The organism is Lentzea flava (assembly GCF_014648475.1).
In the GTDB taxonomy this organism is placed as follows: Bacteria; Actinomycetota; Actinomycetes; order Mycobacteriales; family Pseudonocardiaceae; genus Lentzea; species Lentzea flava.
In genome coordinates this window covers 47219-64319 of sequence record NZ_BMRE01000013.1, presented here as the reverse complement: position 1 = coordinate 64319, position 17101 = coordinate 47219, and the positions used below count along the sequence as shown (strand labels likewise).

Here is a 17101-nt window from a genome sequence, read left to right as displayed (position 1 = left end):
AACAGCCAGTGTGCGCCAGCAGGTTCGGCGTGGGGAAGACAGAGGACGGCAGTGCTTGCGCTAGCATCCGGTCAGGCCGGTACGCAGGCCGCTCTCCGAGCACGTGGTCGCCCACACCGACCGGTGCGATGAGGTCAAGGTTCAGTGAATCGCGTACGCCGTCTCGTCGGATCACTATCCAGCGGGAGGGTGTGGGCTTCCCGCGATTGCGGACGTGATCATGACAAGCGACAGGAACTTCAAGGCGACCGCGCACAACCGCAGCGACGTCCTGGGGACCACGTACAGGCGGGCTCGCCTGCAGATCCAAGAGCAACTGGAGTGGTTGTCGGCGCACCCGAAGGTGCCGGTGATGTGGGACATCGCGCGATCTGGGGCGTCTCCACTTCCATCGGTAGCCGCTCATCGAGCAGCCTTGGGCGCTGTGGAGCTCGCGCTGCGGGACTTCCACGTGCTCACCGGTGCCACGTCGCGCGACACCTGGCGCACGATCGACGGGCACATCGACATGGACTGGCACGGCGGCCCGTACGCACACGAGGTCGTGCAGAAGCTGGTCCGCATCGGCGATGACCCCGAGAGCGGAACGATCGAGCCCGGTGAACTCGCCGCCGGCGTCAGCCGGGTCGGAGACCTCAACGCCGTCTGGATCTACGGAGTCCGGGTGCGTTTCCGGCCCTACAGCCCCATCGGCGCCGAGGCCAGCCGCAAGCAGGCCTGGGCCGCACTGCGCACCAGCACGACCTAGTCCGCACGCCTCTCCTGTCAGGGCGCCATGCCGTCTGCCCTTACGCGCTGGCGGCATGGCCCTTCATCTACGTCACGAGGCCATCTGCGGTGCTGGTCCTTCGCCTGACAACTCTTCACCCAGCGCAACGATCAGGGCCTTCGACTCTTCCTCCCCCAAGCTGATCTGATCGAGCGTACGGACAACGGTTTCGTAGCCCTGGACAGCAGCTTTGTCCTCGACGAACAGGGTGGAGTTCTCGAGGTTCACGCACACCAGAGGCTCGTACTTCTCTGAAGTCAGTTGGGTGAATGACCCGCTCATGCCCACGTGCGCGCCGAGCGCCGTGGGCACTACCCGGATGACGATGTTCAACCGCACCGCCATCCGCAGCACGTGATGCACTTGCTCGACATGAGCGTCGTGTCCACCGACCGGCAAGCGCAATGCCACCTCGTGGATGTAGAACACGCACTTCAAGCTTCGCCGACGAAGCTCCTGCTGCATCTCCAGTCGCGCCTTCACGCTTGCTTCCAACTCGCCAGCGGGCACCCTGCCCGAAGCCGCGAGCTCCGCACGCACGTAGGCCTGAGTCCGCAAGAGGATCGGCAGTTTGTGCAGCTCCCAGCTGACCAGCGTCTCGGCGGTGGTGAGGTTCTCCACGAACGTACGCTGCGGATCGAACCCGTCAGGTCCGTGGTGCTGCAACCAGTCCCTGATGTGCGCGACCGGGAAGAGCGACAGCAGGTGGTCACGCTCAGCGGGGCTCACCCGGCAGATGCCCAGCAACACGCCCAGCTCGACAAGGCTGGTGCCGCCCTTGCCGTTGATCAGGTCCGAGAGCTTGGCCTCGTCCCAGCCGAGGATCTCGGCGAGCGCGCGCGACGTGAACCCTGCTTTAGCGATCGCCTTTCGGAGACCATCGCCAAACTCACGGCCTCTCGCCGTGGAAGATCGTTTCGGCATTGAGCATTTCCTTGCGGTGACTGCAAATCCTTCGTGCTGGACGAACCTGAGCCAACCTCCCCCGCACCGGCTTACACCAGCTCACGAATCTCGCAGGAATCCAGCAGGAATCTCGCACCCGCACGGCTTGAGCTGCAGGTATGCACCGAAGGTCCGCGGTGACCCCGATTGGGTGGCTGCGCTCGACCTCCGTCCCCGGCGGAACTCGCAGTCGCGGGGCTGGTTATGGTGCGGCGGGTGACCACATCGGACTCTGCTGTGCCTGCCACTGCCGGGGTGCTCCCGGTGGACCAGTACGTGGCGACGTTGGCCCGCAAGCGCATGGTCGCCGGGGTGCTGTTCCGCGACAAGGCAGGCCGGGTGCTGCTACTCGAGCCGTCGTACAAACCGAACTGGGAGATTCCCGGCGGCGCGGTGGACGCGGATGAGTCCCCATGGGCGACCGCGACCCGCGAACTAACCGAAGAGTTGGGCTGGGAACGGCCGCTGGGCCGGCTACTGGTGGTGGACTACGTGCGCCCGCAGGACTCCCGCCCAGAAGGCGTGGTGTTCGTCTTCGACGGTGGAGTCCTGGACGAGACCGACCTGGTGGGCATGGTGTTCCCAGACGGCGAGATCCTCTCCGCCGGGTTCCACACTCTGACCGAAGCCCGCACGAAAGTGAAGCCACTGCTGGCCGACCGCTTGGCTGCAGCGCTGCAGGCGGCTGAGCAGGGCGTGACCGCGCTGTGCGAGCAGGGACAGCGAATCGCCTGATCTGGCCGCGTTGTCCCTGTCGCGACGGCTACGCGGTCATCGGGACCGACTCCAGCCGACTCCGTGGCGCCGGAAGCGCGGTGGCCTCGCGCGCGGTGTGATGTTTGCCTGCCGCCCGGTACAGGCTGTCGTGGATGCCGTCGGCGTAGAGCAGGCCGCTCAGGTCGCGGCGAGTCTTGGCGGTATGGCAGTCGGCGCGAAACCCGGACGCGCCAAGCAGTAGCGCTAGTTCCGCGGCGGCGGCGTTAGCGGTGTCGATTCCGTGGGCTTTCGTGGCCGCACCCCACAGCTCCGCGTTGGCATCCCCAGCCTCAGCCAGGTGGGACGCCAGTGCGGCGCCGAGCAGCGCCGTCGCGAGCTGGGTGTGCGTGCGGCCGAGGGTGATCAGCGCGGAGTCCCGGAGCCGGGACAGCTCTCCGGCGGCCTGTCGGCCGGAGAGCCTGCGGGTCACGGTGTCGAAGACCGCGGCCGCGCCGCCGAGTGCTGTCGCCGTGACCAACGGCCGATAGCGGGCGAAGTGCTCGCGCAGCAACACCATCCCGTCTCCATGCAGGACGTCCTCCTGCCGGACCTGCACGGCGTCGAGATCGAGGACGCCCCAGGTCCAGCCGGCGAGCCCGGTCGGCGGGATGGGCTGGCGGTGAAGGCCCGGCTCGGTGGCGTCGACCACCGCGGCGGTCAGGCGGCCGTTCGGGGCTCGGAAGAACAGCACGAAGACGGCTGCCTCGGTCAGGCGGCTGATCCAGGTCTTGCGCCCGGTCACCAGCCACGTTCCATCGGATCCGGCGACCGCCCGAGTGCGAGTCTCCGCTAGACGGGAACCGCCGTGAGGTTCGGTGACGGCGATCCCCGCCAGCTCGCCTCCCAGCAACCGCGCGATCCACCGCTGCCGGGCCTGTGGACTGCCGTGGCGAGCAATGAGCGAGCCGTGGCCAAGTCCGGTCGCATCACGAAGATCGATGTCGCGGTAGCCGCACACGAACTGCGCCAACACCTGGAACAGGGCGGGGGCATCTGTGGTGTCGATATGGCCATGGTCGGCCAAGTCCTGCCGGATCGCCCGGAGGCGGTCGCTGCGCTCGACCCCAGCGGGCAGATCCGGTCCGACCGGGTACGTCACCAGGGTTCGGTCCAGCGCCTCGGCGAGTGTCGTCAGCCGCGTCCAATCGATCTGGCTACCGGGGTCGAGCACAGGCCGAAGCGGCTTCAGCCAGGTCGTAATCGCCTCGCCGCGGTTCACCGGGCCTCCCCGTGCACACGGGCCGGGTGGCCGTAAGCCAGCGCGCCCGGCGGAATGTCGTGGGTGACCAGGGAGCCAGCGCCGACAAGGGCGTGCTCGCCGATCGTCACGCCGGCCAGCAGGACGCAGCCACTACCGATCTTGGTTCCGGTTTCGAACCTCGGAGCCGCGAGGGTGGGTTCGCGGTGCGGATCTCGCCAGGTCAGCGTCTTGTCGTTGATGGTGCGGACGCCGGCGCCGAGGAACACCCGGTCGGCGACCACGGTCGAGCTGGTGATGTGCGAGCCGGGTGAGCAGCGCACGTCGCGGCCGATGCGGGTGTCACGTTCCACGGTCAGGTGGTGGCCGAGCTGGGTGTCGGCGCCGATCTGCACGGCCGTGCGCAGCAGCGTGTGGTGCCCGACCAGCGAATTCACCCCGATGCTGGCCTCCGCGTACACGACCGCGCCGGAGCGGACGGTGGCACCGGCGCCGATCACCGTGCGGCCACCGACACCGGGGCGGATCTTTCCGACCGCGTAGCCGAGTTCGGGCTTGCCGAGGACGGTGTGCTCCTCGACGCGGGCTTGCTCGCCGATCGTGGTGCCGCCATGCACGACAGCGAACGGGCTGATCACCGCGCCGGATCGGATCACGACCGGCCTAGGCGTGCCGAGTTCGTCAGCCGGCACGAACACCGCGTACCGGCTGATCACCACGTTGCTGTCGGCTTGCAGGAGGCCTGCCCGATCGAGCTCGGAGGCGGTCATTTCGAGGCCAACCGCCGACACGCTCGGTATCGACGGCGAAGTTCCTGGGTTGGCGGTCATCGTGTCCCTCCTCCCGCGACAGGACGGTTACTGCCGCGGCAGTACCTAGAACACGACCTCATCCACCTCGCTGAACAGCAGAGTTGCCGAGGTTGGCCGGCCGTTTGCAGGGTCTGCAAATCGGCTGGCACGGAAAGTGATCGTTTGGATACGCTGACATGTCCTGCTCTGAGTGAGGAGCGCAGGCGATGGATCCGACTCGCGCGATCTGGGAAACCAACGAGGTTCGCGTCGCTATCGAATCCGGTGACCTCGGCGCAGTGGTGCGCGCCGTTCGCCGTGCCATCCCTCTCACCCTCGCCGACCTCTCCGAGAGGTGCGGCTACTCCGTCTCAACGCTGTCGCGGATGGAACGCGGCAAGCAGCCGTTGCGCGACGTGCAGGTGCTCCGATGCCTGGCCAAAGCCCTGCAGATCCCACCGCACCTGCTTGGTCTGTCCGACACCACATCACGGTCCGTGCACGCACCGCGTCCCGTCGCTAGGGTCAACGTCATCCTGGCGCCGGACGAGGAGACCGATCCCATGCGTCGTCGCACGCTGCTCGCGGGACTGACCAGTCTGGCCGGCACCGCCGTGCTCGGCGCGGGGTCACCTGCCGTGGCCGATCCGGTGAGCACGCTCGAGCGCGCTCTGCTCGATCCACCCGTCACCGGCGCTAATCCGGTCACGATCCCCCAGTTGAGGCACCAGGTCGAGGCAGCGCGGTCGGTGTTCCAGCTCGGCCGCTACACCGAGGCCGCCACGCGGCTGCCCGCGCTGTTGTCCACCACGATGGCCACCCGCGCGGAAAACGACGACGTCGCCGCCGCGAACGGCCTGCTGGCCGACCTCTACACGCTGGCCTCCGAGCTGATGGTCAAACTCGACCGCGAACAGCTCGCGTGGACCACGGCAGACCGGGCGATGCAGGCGGCGCACGACTCCGACGACCTTATCGCCCAGGCTTCCGCGCACCGCGCATGGGCGATCGTGCTGCGCCGCACCGGGCACGCCGACGCCGCGCAGCGTCTGATCTTCAGCACCATCGCGACCCTGCAGCCCGAACTGCATCGCGGCCCGGAACACCTGTCGGTGTACGGAGCCCTGCTCTCCACCTCCGCGTACACCGCGGCCGTGGACGGGGACCGGGACACCGCGCGGACCTTGACCGCTGAGGCGGTCGAGGCTGCTGCCAGGCTCGGCACCGATGGCAATCACCGGTTCACCGCCTTCGGTCCCACCGGGGTCGGCCTCTACCGGGTCAGCGTCGCCCGTGCCCTCGGTGACTACGGCACCGCCATCGAGGCGGCCAAGCAGATCAACGCCGCCGCCATCCCGCTGGCCGAACGCCGCGCCCGCTACTGGTCCGACGTCGCCCACGCGTTCCACGAATGGAACAAACCCGAGCACTGTTACCGAGCACTGCTCGCCGCCGAACACGCGTCGCCAGACGAAGTCCGCTACCGCAAACCGATCCAGCAGATCACCATCAACCTGCTGCGAAACCCGACCACACGCGAGCTTCCTGGCCTGCGCGCCTTTGCTGCCCGAACCGGTGCCGTCGTGTAGACGTCACATGCACTCGATCTGACGGGCTCAACGCGCTCCCTCGGCGTAGCCGAATGCTCCGGACTCCGCCGCGGCCACCGCTCGCTCGAGCTTCTTCGCCATGTCCGGCCGCAACCGTCGCCGCGCATCACCGATCTCGACGACCTCGAACTCGCTGATCTCCGGGTCACTCACCTCGAGCGCCTCAATCTGTTCAGGCCCAAGCACACCGCCGTCGAACACAAACACGAGCTGGTCGTCCCAAGGCCCGTGCGGCGCCTCCCAGTCGAGCACCAGCAGTCGGCCGATCTGCACCTGGACGCCGAGTTCCTCCCGCACCTCACGTACGGCTGCGATCGTCGGCGGTTCGTTGCCCTCCACCATTCCACCGGGCAGATCCCAGAAGTCCTTGTACGTCGGGTTGACCAGGACAACTCGGCCCTGCTCGTCACGGAGAAGCACCTTGGCTGCGACTCGTTTCCGAGCCTGCTTGGCATTGCCTTCCGCGAAGTAAGCGAACTGATCTTTCCCGTCAGTCAGACCGGCCACGTCGCAGTTCGACCTTCCTCTGCGTCAGCTCCACGCGCTCCAGCACCCATGAGCAGCGAGGAACGTCGCCACCTTGGGCACACGGCGGACTGACTTCAAGGTACTTGCCAACTGATCGATGCGTTGAACAACTCGACCCGAGCTGGGCGACGCCACATTGGCATCCACTCGCTCCGACGAGCTCGATGGCGTATGAGTGGGACCATGGTCAAAGCTGTCGTGTTCGATGTCGGCGAGACGCTGCTGGACGACTCGCGCGAGTGGGGTGCATGGGCCGACTGGATCGGCATTTCGCGTCACACATTCTCGACCGTGCTGGGCGCGGTGACCGCGGCCGGACGGGACAACGCGGAGACCTTTCAGTACTTCCGTCCAGGCTTCGACGTGACCCGCGAGCGGCAGCTACGGGAGGACGCTGGGCTCGGCGAGCGAATCGAAGAGAACGACCTCTACCCAGACGTCCGGTCGAGCCTTCAGGCGCTGCGCGATCTCGGACTGTGGGTCGGAGTCGTCGGCAACCAGACTGCACGGGCAGCTGAACTTCTCCGAGGACTCGTATTGCCCGCTGACTACGTGGCGACCTCTGGAGAGTGGGGTGTCGCCAAGCCCGCCAAGGAGTTCTTCAACCGCGTCATCGGAGCGACGCAAGTGCCTGCGGCCTCGATCGTGTACGTCGGAGATCATCGAGACAACGACATCGTCCCCGCGAAGGCCGCAGGACTTCGTACAGCCTTGATCCGGCGCGGACCGTGGGGCCACCTGTGGGCCGACGATCCGCTGGTTCGCAGAGATGCTGACTGGGTGATCGATTCTCTGAACGAACTTCCCGAGCTGGTGGCCGGATAGTCGGTCGCGAGTCAGATCGCTCGTGCACCCGCCCACGCGGCAAGCTCAACCACCCTGCTGTTCCCCGGGCGAAGCTGGAGGAGCGCACCCACCGTGCTCTTGACCTGCGGGTGTTCGCGCGTGTGTTGAGGTGCGGCTTCACGCGCCATCTCGACGCTCACGTAGGCGTCGTCGTGGCGGCCGAGGTCGAGTTGAGCGCGCCCCAGGTCGATGTAGTAATGCGAGCGCCGCTCTGCCGGGAGTTCCGACGGTGGATGCCACGTCGACGCTCGCTCGACTCCTGCAGGATCACGTAGCTCAGCAGCCACAGCAAGTTCGTGGATCCGAATCGAGAGCGGGCCGAACGCCGTTCCGTGGTAGACGCCTTCGCGAACCTTCTGTGCGGCACGTCGGGCCTCGCGCAGATGGTCGGCCGCTCCTCGACTATCACCAATCCGCCCAGCCACCACTGCCGCTCTCATGTGGAGAGATCCATACGTCGCAGCCACATTCGGAGTGTCCTGCTTCGACAGAGCCACCTGGTCAGCTGCCCTGACGAGTGCCCTGCCACCGGTGCTGAGATCGCCGTTGGCAAAGAACGTCTCGGTGCGGACGTACTCCGCTGCCGCCACCAACAGGCTGTCGTTCGCGACTGCGGCCGACTGTCGCATGAGATCGATGAGTCGAGCTGACAGATCAAGGTATCCGAACTTGAAGGCGATTCCGTCAGCAGCGCGGAACGCGAGTGCACGAAGCGCAGCTGCTTGTTGGTGTTGCTGACCATCCCCGAGCTGGCTTGCCCTCGCTAGCTCGGCGAGCAGGTCAGGAAGACAGTCCGCGAGTACTCCGTACCGCGCCTCCAGACGATGTTCGTTGACGCGAGCTACGTCGGCACCAATCTCCTTCAATGAACGGGTTGGTCCATCATCTGGGAGATCGAAAGCGTCAAGCACACGTCGAAGGAGAGGAACAGCAGCGTGCACCCGATCCAGATCACCTCGCTGGCGGAATGACGCAGTTGCTGAGCTCGACCGCGTCTTCCCGACGTCGCCGGCAGCAGGCACCGCAAACACCAGCGGCTGGGGATGAAGCAGGTCCAGCAGTTCCTGGACGGCCCGGAGACGAAGTGCTTTCGCCAGACGCGGCTGCACGGTTGGCGTTAGCGTTTTGGTCTCGCCACGTTCCCAACGCCCAATGGTGCCGACGCTGACACCAACCAACTCCGCTAGCCGCTCCTGGGTGTAGCCCAAGGCCAAACGTCGGGCGGCCAGCCCCATCCTCGGCGTCGCCATCGGTCTCCCCAAGCGCGAAATTCGGGCGCATTGTCGCTGGCCAGCCTAGCTTGGAACACGTCTCAGGCTTGTGTTCCCACCGAAGAACTTCTGGTTCACCCGGTCGGGGCATGCCGTCGTTCACGCAGGCAGGAGCGCTGGATGGCAGATTCACGCTAGATCGATGGCAGATTGACGATCTGGATCTTCCCCGCGGTCTCGTTTTGTGTGGATCCCTGCCAACACCACGCGCGCTGATCGCGTACACGTTCGCGGGAAGTGATCGGACATGCCTCGGAACTACAAATGGCAGCCCTACAACGGCGCCCGCCATGCGATACCTCAGGAACTCAAACCGAACCACATTGGCTACACCCTGTGCGGTACGGAGTTGACGGCGGGGCCTGACACCTGGCCGGAAGATGCACGGTGCTGGCCCACGTGCGTTGAGTGCGACCTAGCCTGGCGAGCGGACGAGCACATCCTGCCGTGGCCGAGGAAAGGTTGCTCAGCGACGCTCGCATCGCCCTCCTCCCCCACTGCCACAAGCAAAACCGAACCGGCCCTGCAGCCATGACGGCCGACGCGCCCAGGAAGCACGGCCATGCGGTCAACGCTGTCGAGCAGGGCGATCCCGAGTACTCACCATCCGGCGTCGACCAGATCGTTCAGGACGAAAATCGGCTGCGGAGTCGCACCGCCGGCGACTTCGGCATGCGGTGGGCGCTGAGCGCGGTAGGGCACCAGCTGAAGGCGGAATCTGAACTCGTCGAGGACGCGCTCCAACTCATCGTCGCGCACGAAGACAAACAGGTGCTGGTCTCAGCCGCCAGCCTCATGGCGACAATCCTTCTCGACGGCGTGCCGCGCGACCAGCTGCGATCGCCGATCAAGCTCCCGGTGTCCTTCGCGCTCCCCAACGACATCGAAGCCGAGGACCGTCATGCGTGGCAGGAGAATGTGAAGGTTGCCTCTGCCGTTGTCTCCGCGTACGCAGCGCGCGATCCGGACGCGATCGAAGAAGCCGTCGCTGCCCTGCACGGCGACGGGGTGTTCGAGGTACTGGCCGTTCTCGTGGCAGCTGCGGCTCGAAAGCTCGAGCGACATGCGACCTGGTTCGGCGAGGCCTTGCGCTGCACCGAGGTGCCCACGACTGGTTCGACCGGGGTGGCAACTCAGGAATGAAGATTCTGGACAAGCGGCCAGCCGACCCCCGTCTCTCGTGGAACCGTCGCGGCGGCGTCGTGTTGACGGCGCTACTCGGGCGAGTCGATCGGGAGGTGACGTTCACCAGGCTGGTGGAGCTGACCAAGCTCACCGTCGAGGACGTGCGCAGGCAGGTCGTCCGGTTCACCAAGATCAAGCTGTTGTCCCGCCGAACGGATCTCGACGAGTTCCCTGCCAAGGACTACTTCACGCTATCTGAGTCCAACGTCGTTCGCGCGCGGTCGTTGTTGCAACTGATCGACGACGCAGAGCTGCGAGATCTCGTAGAAGAGCGAGGCCTCGACATCGACGTCGCGTACGGCCGATTCCTGGAGCGACAGCCGTATCCGGTGGCCCTTGGCAAGGCTCTTCGTGATGTTCGCAAGGACCTGGGCTGGAGCCTCGTCGACGTGGAGGCCCTCGTGCCCGCATCAATGGCCACTCTCTCGAACTACGAACGCGGCATCACCCTGCCGACGCTGATCATGGTGGCAGAGCTGGCACTCAGGTACGGCGTAGACGCGGTCGACCTGATCGTGTACGCCACGTGTCATTCGAAGCCCGACAAGAGAGTGCAACGGTTGAGGATCGCCGATCCGACGTTCCGCGCGGTGCTCACCCACCAGTTCGCAACCCATGATCAACACGAGTTCGCTCGGCCGAAGATTCGTCGACGCCAGCAGTCGATCACGAAGGCGAGCTAGGAGGCGAGCCGCGCGGGAGGCCGATCAGACTCGCGGTTGCGACAACGCACACCTGCGATCCTCAGGCGGTCCGGTCAGGTTCGGCGGTGTGGTCACGTAGTAGGCGTTGATGATCTCGTGTTGCCCATCCTTGAAGAAGGGGCGCTGACCCTGGGGCTCGATGCACGAGGTGCCAGTGTTACCACTGGTCCAGTGGAACTTGATGAGGATGAAGCTGTTGCCGCAGTGGTAGTAGTAGCCGGTCAGCTCGCCTTGCGGCGGGTTGAGGTCGTAGAAGCCGCAGTACCGAGGCATGACTGCGGCTGACGAGTCGCCGCTGGTGTCGATCATGCCGACCGCGGTCGCGGCGAGGAGCATGCCTGCTGCGCTGAACGCGCGTGCGACGTTCGTGTTCATGCGTGATCTCCTTTACTGAAGTGGTTGGCACACTTCAGTTTTGGAGACTCCACAGCGGACAGACAAGGTATCTTCTGCATCGCGGCAAACAGGAGACAGAAGACGGTCTACGACAGTGGATCGAGGTAGAGCTTTCCGCCTGCTTGCAACGCGTTCGCGACGAGCGAGTCGTTCGCACGCTGCATGGCGCGCACGGCCTGCGGTTCGCCGATGGGCGCGTAGCGGAGGGCGGCTACAAGGAAGGCGATGTCGTCGTCTGGCAGCGCGAGAAGCGGTGTGGCGATGCGATCGGTGCGCACCGGATAGACGAGGACGAGACCGAAGTCGCCGTACAACTCGGCGCCGAGTTCACGCTCGGTTTGATGCAGCAGTTCGACGACGACGTTGCTCGGAAGGAACAGGTTGCACCACGGGTGCGGTGAGTCCCACAGGCCGGCGTCGCGGAGTAGCGGCTCACCGGACGCGAGTCGGTTGATGAAGTCCCAGTAGCTCGCGGTCTGAGTATCGGCATAGCGGAATTTCAGGCCGTCGAGACGTCCTGATCCGACCGAGACACCCGTAAAGGTGACTGCTTCGAGTTCGGCGACGCGCCGACCGTCGCGGATCTTGAGCTGCCCCTCGACGTAGTCGAGGACATCCGCGGTGACGAGGTGCTGCTGGTCCGCAACCAGTTGCTCGACGGTGTCGTAGGACAGCTTGTGCCACGTCGCGGTTTCCGCGGCAGGCACGAGGCGCAGCCTGGCGCGGGTGATGACGCCGTTGCGACCACGGCCGGCGCGCACAGCGTCGAACACGTTGCGGTTCTCGGCCGGACTACACGACACGAGGGTCCCGCTCGGGGTGACAACTTCGAGGTCGAGGACGTTGTCCGTCTGGGCACCGTGGTGGTGGCTGGCGCCGCCGAGACCGCCGACCGACAGGGTGCCGCCGACAGTGAGTTCGAGGTAGTCGGTGAGCACGGGTGGCGTCAGGCCGTGGGGCAGCGTCGCCCGAAGCACGTCGCTCCATCGCGCGCCCGCGTCGACAACCACGTAGTCCGGACCGATCTCGTGGATGTGGTTGAGCTGGTTCATGTCGACCACGACGCCACCGAGTGCCTGTGCCTGGCCGCCGGTCGAGTGTCCCTGGCCGCGCGGTACGACCTGAAGATCGCGCTGGAGCGCGTACCTCACCACGGTGCCGATGTCGACTGCGGTGGCTGGGCGCAACACCGCGAGGGGCATGTGGTGGACGACATCGCCGTAGTCGTGCGCGGCCCAGCGAAGCGTGTCCTCGTCGGCGTGGAGCGTTCCGGACAGCTCAGGCAAGCCGTCGAACACCTGATGCACTAATGATCCTCCTTCAGGCTGTTGATCACCTGCAGGCGCAACTGCGTGGCCGTGGGCTCGATGTTGCCAGTGAGCAGTTCTGCGGCGGCCGTCCACGCGCGGTGCGCGGCCTGTTGGTTGCCGCAGTCGGCCTGCACGTCGCCGATGCGGCTGTGGATGTGGGCTTGGCTCCAGATGTCGCCGACCTGGCGGAAAGTCTGGAGCGCGTCGTCGAGGTGCTGCAGCGCGAGGCCGTACTCGCCGATCGACTCGGCGAGACCCGCGAGCAGGGTCGAGGCGCATCCGGACGACATGAAGTCCTCGTCGTCTTCCAAGGTCTTCCGCACAGTGGTGAGCAGCGCGAATGCTTCCTCGTTCGCACCTTGCGCAGCGCGCGCCATGGCGAGGTGTGCGGTCGCGACCGCGTGTTCCCAGCGGTCGTCAGCCTCGATGCTGATCTGGCGGGCGGTCTGGCAGTGGGTGATCGCGTTGTCGTAGTCCTCAAGCTGGCAATAGGCGCGCCCGAGGCCAACATGGCCTGCGGCGATGCCGCTGCGGTCGCCCAGCTCAGCGCGGATCTCCATCGCCTCCTGGTAGAGCATGATCGACGTGGTTGCCCTGCCTTCGTCGATGCCGGCGTCACCAAGCGTTTCCAGCATCCACGCCTCGGCATCGCGATGGCGGCCTTGGCGAGCCATGGCGAGCGCGTCGCGAAGTGCGGGCACCCACCACGACCAGGCGCGGCGGTGGAACAGCATCTCGTTGATCACGACCGGCAGGTAGGCGACGGTGGTGACGTTCCACCGAGCGCCGTGCCGGACGAGACGGACAAGCAGCTGCAGCTCGTCCTCGAACCAGCGGATGGCGTCCGCCGGGCGATGGAATGTCAACGTTGTCAGGTTGTGCCGGGGCAGGTCGATCGGACGTCTTGGACGAGATGGCCAGAGCAGCCGGGTCGCGGCCGCGCCCGTGCGCAGGTAGGAGTCGACCAGCCGCTCAAGGGCCGCGATGTTGTGGTCCTGCGGGTCGTGTTCGAGGGCGAGTTCAAGGGCGTAGGAGTGGACCAGGTCGTGCATGACGAACCTGTCCTCCGCGGTCTGCTCGAGGAGATGCACGCTGGCCAAGGCGGACAGATGGCCTTGGGCTTGTGACGGTGGCTGGTCGATGAGTGCCGCGGCCGCCTCGATGCGGATCGGCCCTCCCGGATGCAGCCCCAGCAACCGGAAGGTGTTGGACATCTTGTCCGGTAGCGCATCGTGCGAGTACGACAAGACGGTCCGTACGGCGAGTGTGTCGTCGACCGCGAACACATCGAGCGGTTGACGTCGGGTGAGCTCGTCCGCCAGTGCGTGGAGCGGTGTGTTCGGCCAGAGGCTCGCGCGTTCAGCGGCGATGCGCAGTGCGAGGGGCAGGCGTCCGGCCCGGTCGGCGATGACCTGTGCGGCGCTGGGTTCGGCGTCGATCCGGCGCCCGATCACTGACCTCAGGAGCTGATGCGACTCGTCCGCGGTCATCGGTCGCAGGGTGATGCGGACCGCGCCTTCGTGCACTACGGCGCCGGACAGACGGTTGCGACTTGTGATCAGCGCCAGCGACGGTGCCGACCCTGGCAGTAAGGGGCGGACCTGCTCGTCGTCGACTGCGTTGTCCAGCACGACCAGCATGCGTGTGCCTTCCAGAAGCGTCCGGTACAGCGCCGCCCGACCGGCGAGGTCGCTCGGGATCTCCGACGGGGTGGCGCCGAGGGAACGCAGGAAGCCGCCCAGCACGACCGCTGGATCTTCTGGTGGGTCCGCGGCATAGCCACGCAAGTCGGTGAACAGCACACCGTCCGGGAAGCGCTCGGCGATCGAATGAGCCCAGTTCACGGCGAACGCGGTCTTGCCCACGCCCGCCGGGCCATCGAGTGCGATCACACCTTCGTGTACAGCGAGCGCTGCCTCTGCTTCGTCGAGCAGGTCGCGACGCGGCACGAAACCGCGCACCGCGACGGGCAGCTGGGCCGGCCGTACCCGATCCCGGGTTGTCCTGGAGCGCGGCTTCGGCACCGCCAGCTCGGCGAGCCGGCCGTCAGCATGCAGAGCGTCGTCGATCGCTATTGCGATCTCCGGACTGGGCACGCTGCGATCCTGCTCGAGGTTGCCCAGATACCCCTTGCTCACGTTCGAGTCCGTGCTGAGCTCTGACAGCGACTTTTGCCGCTGCTTGCGAAGCGTGCGCAATAGCTGCCCGAAAGTTTGCGTATTCGTTTGGATATGTGCCGTCTGCTGTCTTCTGTTCATCTGAAGACGGTCCTCCCCTAGCGATTCCCCCCGAACCCTGCCAACACTGAACGTCGTCAAGCAGTCACGTGCAGTGGAAGCTGCTGGTCCAGGAGGTGATCGTATGCGGAGCCCCTCCAACTTCGTCTCGTATTCCAAGCAACCAGGCGTACGAAGTCACCCGGTCGAACGACAACTTTCGTTGGTCAGTGAATGCGAATTCGGCAGCTGGCTTCGCGCGTGGAGGCGCAATGTCGCTCTGGCTGACCTACGGCCTTCTCGGCGTCTTCGCAGGCCCATTCGTCATCGCGTTCAGCAACTCGATCGCGCGAGGCGAGGCTGCGTCGTGGAGGTGTGTGACCGCGGTGGGGTGGAGACCGGCATTGGCGGCTGGCGCGTTGCTGGCGCTCCTGCTCGTCGAGGGAACGACGCGGCGACACACCGCTGCCGGGGCGCTCGCTTGGTTGGCGATCGTCGGCCTGCTTCTCGCTTTGATCGACTGGAGCAGCCACCGGCTGCCTCACCCCATCGTCGGCGCCTTGCTCGGCGGTGGATTGGTCCAGTTCGGGCTCGCGGGGTTGATCGAGCGAGACGTCTGGCCGTTGCTGCGGGCTGTCACGGCCGCGCTCGTTGTGCTCGTGATCGTGCTGACGATCGGATTGATCTCGCCATCGGGCCTCGGCCTTGGCGACGTCACACTGGCCACCACGATGGCGTTCTTCCTCGGCTGGTTCGGTTGGCCCTACGTCGTCGTCGGCCTCATGTCGGCCTTCCTCTCCACCGGCCTCGTGATGAGCGTGCTGCGCGCCCGGAAGCTGATCTCACAAGGCCAGCCGATCGCCTTGGGACCCGCGCTGATCTTTACGCCGATCTGCGTGATCCTCCTGTTCTGACGGAGGCCGTCTGATGTGCCTGCCACTCCGGGAAGACGATCCCGTGATCGCCTACGAGGCCCCGCGCGCCCTGCACCGCGCCGTCGCTCTCTTCACACTCATCGTGCTCGCCGCTCTGACCGACTACTTGCGCCCGGACACCGGCTTCACACCGGGTGCGCCGGTCGAGGTGGACCCCGTACCCCCTCAGGGGTCCACCTCGGCACCACCGTTCACGTTCCCGGTTTGGAGGCCACGGTGAACCTCACCACGAAGATCTTGGTCGCAGTCGGATCGATGGCCGTGCTGGGCGCCTGTGACGGAACACCGTCCATCACAACGACCAACAAGCCGTCCGCGACTCAGCCGCCACCATCGACGGCCTCCCCCGCCGAGACCGCGCAGAACCGGGCGATCGATGCCTATCGGGAGATGTGGAACGACTTCGCCGCCGCTGGTACCAGTTCGGACTGGCAGTCTGCGAAGCTCGGCCAGCACGCCACGGGCATCGCGCTCAACAAGCTTTCACAAAGCCTGTACGGCGACAACTACCGCGGTCTGATCACCAAGGGTGCACCTGTGCTCAACCCGACCGTGTCCACCGCTGAGCCTCAGGAAGATCCGAAGAAGATCCTCATCACCGACTGCGGCGACTCGACCAACTGGTTGAAGTACCGCAAGGACAACGGTGCCCTGGCCGACGACAAGCCTGGCGGCCGTCATCTGATCAACGCGGTCGTTGAGAAACAAGCCGACGGATCTTGGAAGGTGTCCGACTACGGCGTGCACGATGTGGGGAGTTGTTGAGCCATGCGACGCATCCTCATCGTGGGCGCGGCTTTCAGCGTCACTCTGGTGTGTGCACCGGAGCCCGCGATAGCCGACAACGGCTGGGGCAGCACGAACTGCAGCCAGGCGCCGTCCCCGGTCTGTGACGTCGCCGCCGGGACACGCCCCAACCGGCCAGCTGGCAACAACGCCCACCCGAACAGCCCCACCGGCGACGAATCTGACTCGGACGGCGGTGGTTTCGGGTGTCGACACATCCCGGTGGACTACAGCCCGCCGAACGGACAACCTGAAGGCCCTGGCGGTTGGTTCATGGTGATCTGCTCGCCGGACGGCAAGGATCCGGATTCACACGGACCGGTCTGGATTCCGACCGGCGCGAGCACGCAACCAACGTTGTCGCCGGCGCAGGTCGCCGAGATCGCGCGCAAGCGGCTGCGGCTGGCCGCGCCGACCATCGCCACCAGCCCGTCCGGCACTCAGCTGGTGCACCTGCCAACCTGGCTGTGGCTTTCCGGCGGGTGGACTCCCGCCGAGGAAACCGCGTCCGTTCCAGGTGTTTCGGTGACCGCGGTCGCCAGTCCCGCCTCGGTGACGTGGTCGATGGGTGACGGCAACACAATCACGTGCACTGGCCCAGGAACCGCGTTCCAAGCCGGCACCGATCCGAAGTCAGCGTCCCCGGATTGCGGGCACACCTATCGACGCTCCTCCGCTGGTGAGCAAGGACAAGCGTTCGCGGTGTCGGCGACTGTGCACTGGACGGTCACCTGGTCCGGTGCGGGCCAAACCGGATCTTTCCCAGGCCTGACGACAACGACCAGCACGTCCTTCCGGGTCGCCGAGGCCCAAGCACTGAACACCGGACGCTGACCTCTGCGGCGCCGCAGCGCC

The 17101-nt window shown here is 66.0% G+C and carries 19 protein-coding genes; 11 read left to right on the top strand and 8 right to left on the bottom strand.

What is annotated here, in order from left to right; translation table 11 throughout:
• Positions 1-220: 220 nt before the first annotated feature.
• Positions 221-748 carry a hypothetical protein gene (locus tag IEZ09_RS17480; protein WP_189254772.1) on the top strand — a complete coding sequence of 176 codons (528 nt, stop codon included), beginning with the start codon at positions 221-223 and terminating at the stop codon, positions 746-748.
• Positions 749-820: 72 nt separating this feature from the next.
• Here IEZ09_RS17480 and IEZ09_RS17475 read toward each other — a convergent pair whose 3' ends face one another.
• On the bottom strand, positions 821-1693 hold the full coding sequence (locus tag IEZ09_RS17475; protein ID WP_189254771.1) for a Scr1 family TA system antitoxin-like transcriptional regulator: 873 nt from the start codon (positions 1691-1693) through the stop codon (positions 821-823).
• Positions 1694-1978: 285 nt separating this feature from the next.
• Here IEZ09_RS17475 and IEZ09_RS17470 point away from each other — a divergent pair, with 285 nt between their 5' ends.
• A complete protein-coding gene (locus tag IEZ09_RS17470) occupies positions 1979-2449 on the top strand; it encodes an NUDIX domain-containing protein (protein WP_229812654.1) in 471 nt (156 codons plus the stop codon).
• 28 nt (positions 2450-2477) lie between these two features.
• Here the strand turns inward: IEZ09_RS17470 and IEZ09_RS17465 are convergent, their stop codons facing one another.
• Entirely contained in the window at positions 2478-3689 is a 1212-nt protein-coding gene (locus IEZ09_RS17465) for an acyl-CoA dehydrogenase family protein (RefSeq protein ID WP_189254770.1), read from the bottom strand.
• Entirely contained in the window at positions 3686-4438 is a 753-nt protein-coding gene (locus IEZ09_RS47720; protein WP_189254769.1) for an acyltransferase, read from the bottom strand. The genes IEZ09_RS17465 and IEZ09_RS47720 overlap by 4 nt, the downstream gene beginning before the upstream one ends.
• 248 nt (positions 4439-4686) lie before the next feature.
• On the opposite strand from IEZ09_RS47720, the gene IEZ09_RS17455 reads away from it, so the two are divergent.
• Complete coding sequence (locus tag IEZ09_RS17455) at positions 4687-6048, top strand: helix-turn-helix domain-containing protein (protein ID WP_189254768.1); 1362 nt, start codon at positions 4687-4689, stop codon at positions 6046-6048.
• A 27-nt stretch (positions 6049-6075) separates the two neighbouring features.
• Here IEZ09_RS17455 and IEZ09_RS17450 read toward each other — a convergent pair whose 3' ends face one another.
• On the bottom strand, positions 6076-6576 hold the full coding sequence (locus tag IEZ09_RS17450) for an NUDIX domain-containing protein (protein WP_189254767.1): 501 nt from the start codon (positions 6574-6576) through the stop codon (positions 6076-6078).
• 204 nt (positions 6577-6780) lie between these two features.
• On the opposite strand from IEZ09_RS17450, the gene IEZ09_RS17445 reads away from it, so the two are divergent.
• The gene (locus IEZ09_RS17445) at positions 6781-7422 is read left to right on the top strand and encodes an HAD family hydrolase (RefSeq protein WP_189254766.1); all 642 of its coding nucleotides are present in this window, start codon (positions 6781-6783) and stop codon (positions 7420-7422) included.
• 11 nt (positions 7423-7433) lie between these two features.
• On the opposite strand, the gene IEZ09_RS17440 is transcribed toward IEZ09_RS17445, so the two are convergent.
• On the bottom strand, positions 7434-8693 hold the full coding sequence (locus IEZ09_RS17440) for a helix-turn-helix domain-containing protein (RefSeq protein WP_189254765.1): 1260 nt from the start codon (positions 8691-8693) through the stop codon (positions 7434-7436).
• Between the two features lie 268 nt (positions 8694-8961).
• Between IEZ09_RS17440 and IEZ09_RS47880 the strand changes: the two genes are divergently transcribed.
• The 3 genes from IEZ09_RS47880 to IEZ09_RS17425 are packed head-to-tail and all read left to right on the top strand — an operon-like array spanning position 8962 to position 10582.
• Complete coding sequence (locus IEZ09_RS47880) at positions 8962-9249, top strand: HC3 family zinc finger protein (protein WP_189254764.1); 288 nt, start codon at positions 8962-8964, stop codon at positions 9247-9249.
• Positions 9246-9857 (top strand): hypothetical protein, encoded by a 612-nt coding sequence (locus IEZ09_RS17430; RefSeq protein ID WP_189254763.1) that lies wholly within the window; start codon positions 9246-9248, stop codon positions 9855-9857. The genes IEZ09_RS47880 and IEZ09_RS17430 overlap by 4 nt, the downstream gene beginning before the upstream one ends.
• Entirely contained in the window at positions 9854-10582 is a 729-nt protein-coding gene (locus IEZ09_RS17425; protein ID WP_189254762.1) for a helix-turn-helix domain-containing protein, read from the top strand. Before IEZ09_RS17430 ends, IEZ09_RS17425 begins: the two co-directional genes overlap by 4 nt.
• 24 nt (positions 10583-10606) lie before the next feature.
• On the opposite strand, the gene IEZ09_RS17420 is transcribed toward IEZ09_RS17425, so the two are convergent.
• From IEZ09_RS17420 to IEZ09_RS17410, 3 genes are all read right to left on the bottom strand, one after another.
• Complete coding sequence (locus IEZ09_RS17420; RefSeq protein ID WP_189254761.1) at positions 10607-10978, bottom strand: DUF6355 family natural product biosynthesis protein; 372 nt, start codon at positions 10976-10978, stop codon at positions 10607-10609.
• 107 nt (positions 10979-11085) lie between these two features.
• Positions 11086-12150: an FAD-binding protein gene (locus IEZ09_RS17415; RefSeq protein ID WP_229812670.1), complete on the bottom strand. Its 1065-nt coding sequence runs from the start codon at positions 12148-12150 to the stop codon at positions 11086-11088.
• Positions 12151-12305: 155 nt separating this feature from the next.
• Positions 12306-14567 (bottom strand): helix-turn-helix domain-containing protein, encoded by a 2262-nt coding sequence (locus IEZ09_RS17410; RefSeq protein ID WP_189254759.1) that lies wholly within the window; start codon positions 14565-14567, stop codon positions 12306-12308.
• 230 nt (positions 14568-14797) lie between these two features.
• Between IEZ09_RS17410 and IEZ09_RS17405 the strand changes: the two genes are divergently transcribed.
• The 4 genes from IEZ09_RS17405 (at position 14798) to IEZ09_RS17390 (ending at position 17080) form a co-directional block, all read left to right on the top strand.
• Entirely contained in the window at positions 14798-15439 is a 642-nt protein-coding gene (locus tag IEZ09_RS17405; protein WP_189254758.1) for a prepilin peptidase, read from the top strand.
• Between the two features lie 13 nt (positions 15440-15452).
• The gene (locus tag IEZ09_RS17400; RefSeq protein WP_189254757.1) at positions 15453-15680 is read left to right on the top strand and encodes a hypothetical protein; all 228 of its coding nucleotides are present in this window, start codon (positions 15453-15455) and stop codon (positions 15678-15680) included.
• Complete coding sequence (locus tag IEZ09_RS17395; RefSeq protein WP_229812653.1) at positions 15677-16225, top strand: hypothetical protein; 549 nt, start codon at positions 15677-15679, stop codon at positions 16223-16225. The genes IEZ09_RS17400 and IEZ09_RS17395 overlap by 4 nt, the downstream gene beginning before the upstream one ends.
• Before the next feature lie 294 nt (positions 16226-16519).
• Positions 16520-17080: a hypothetical protein gene (locus tag IEZ09_RS17390; RefSeq protein WP_229812652.1), complete on the top strand. Its 561-nt coding sequence runs from the start codon at positions 16520-16522 to the stop codon at positions 17078-17080.
• Positions 17081-17101: the final 21 nt, after the last annotated feature.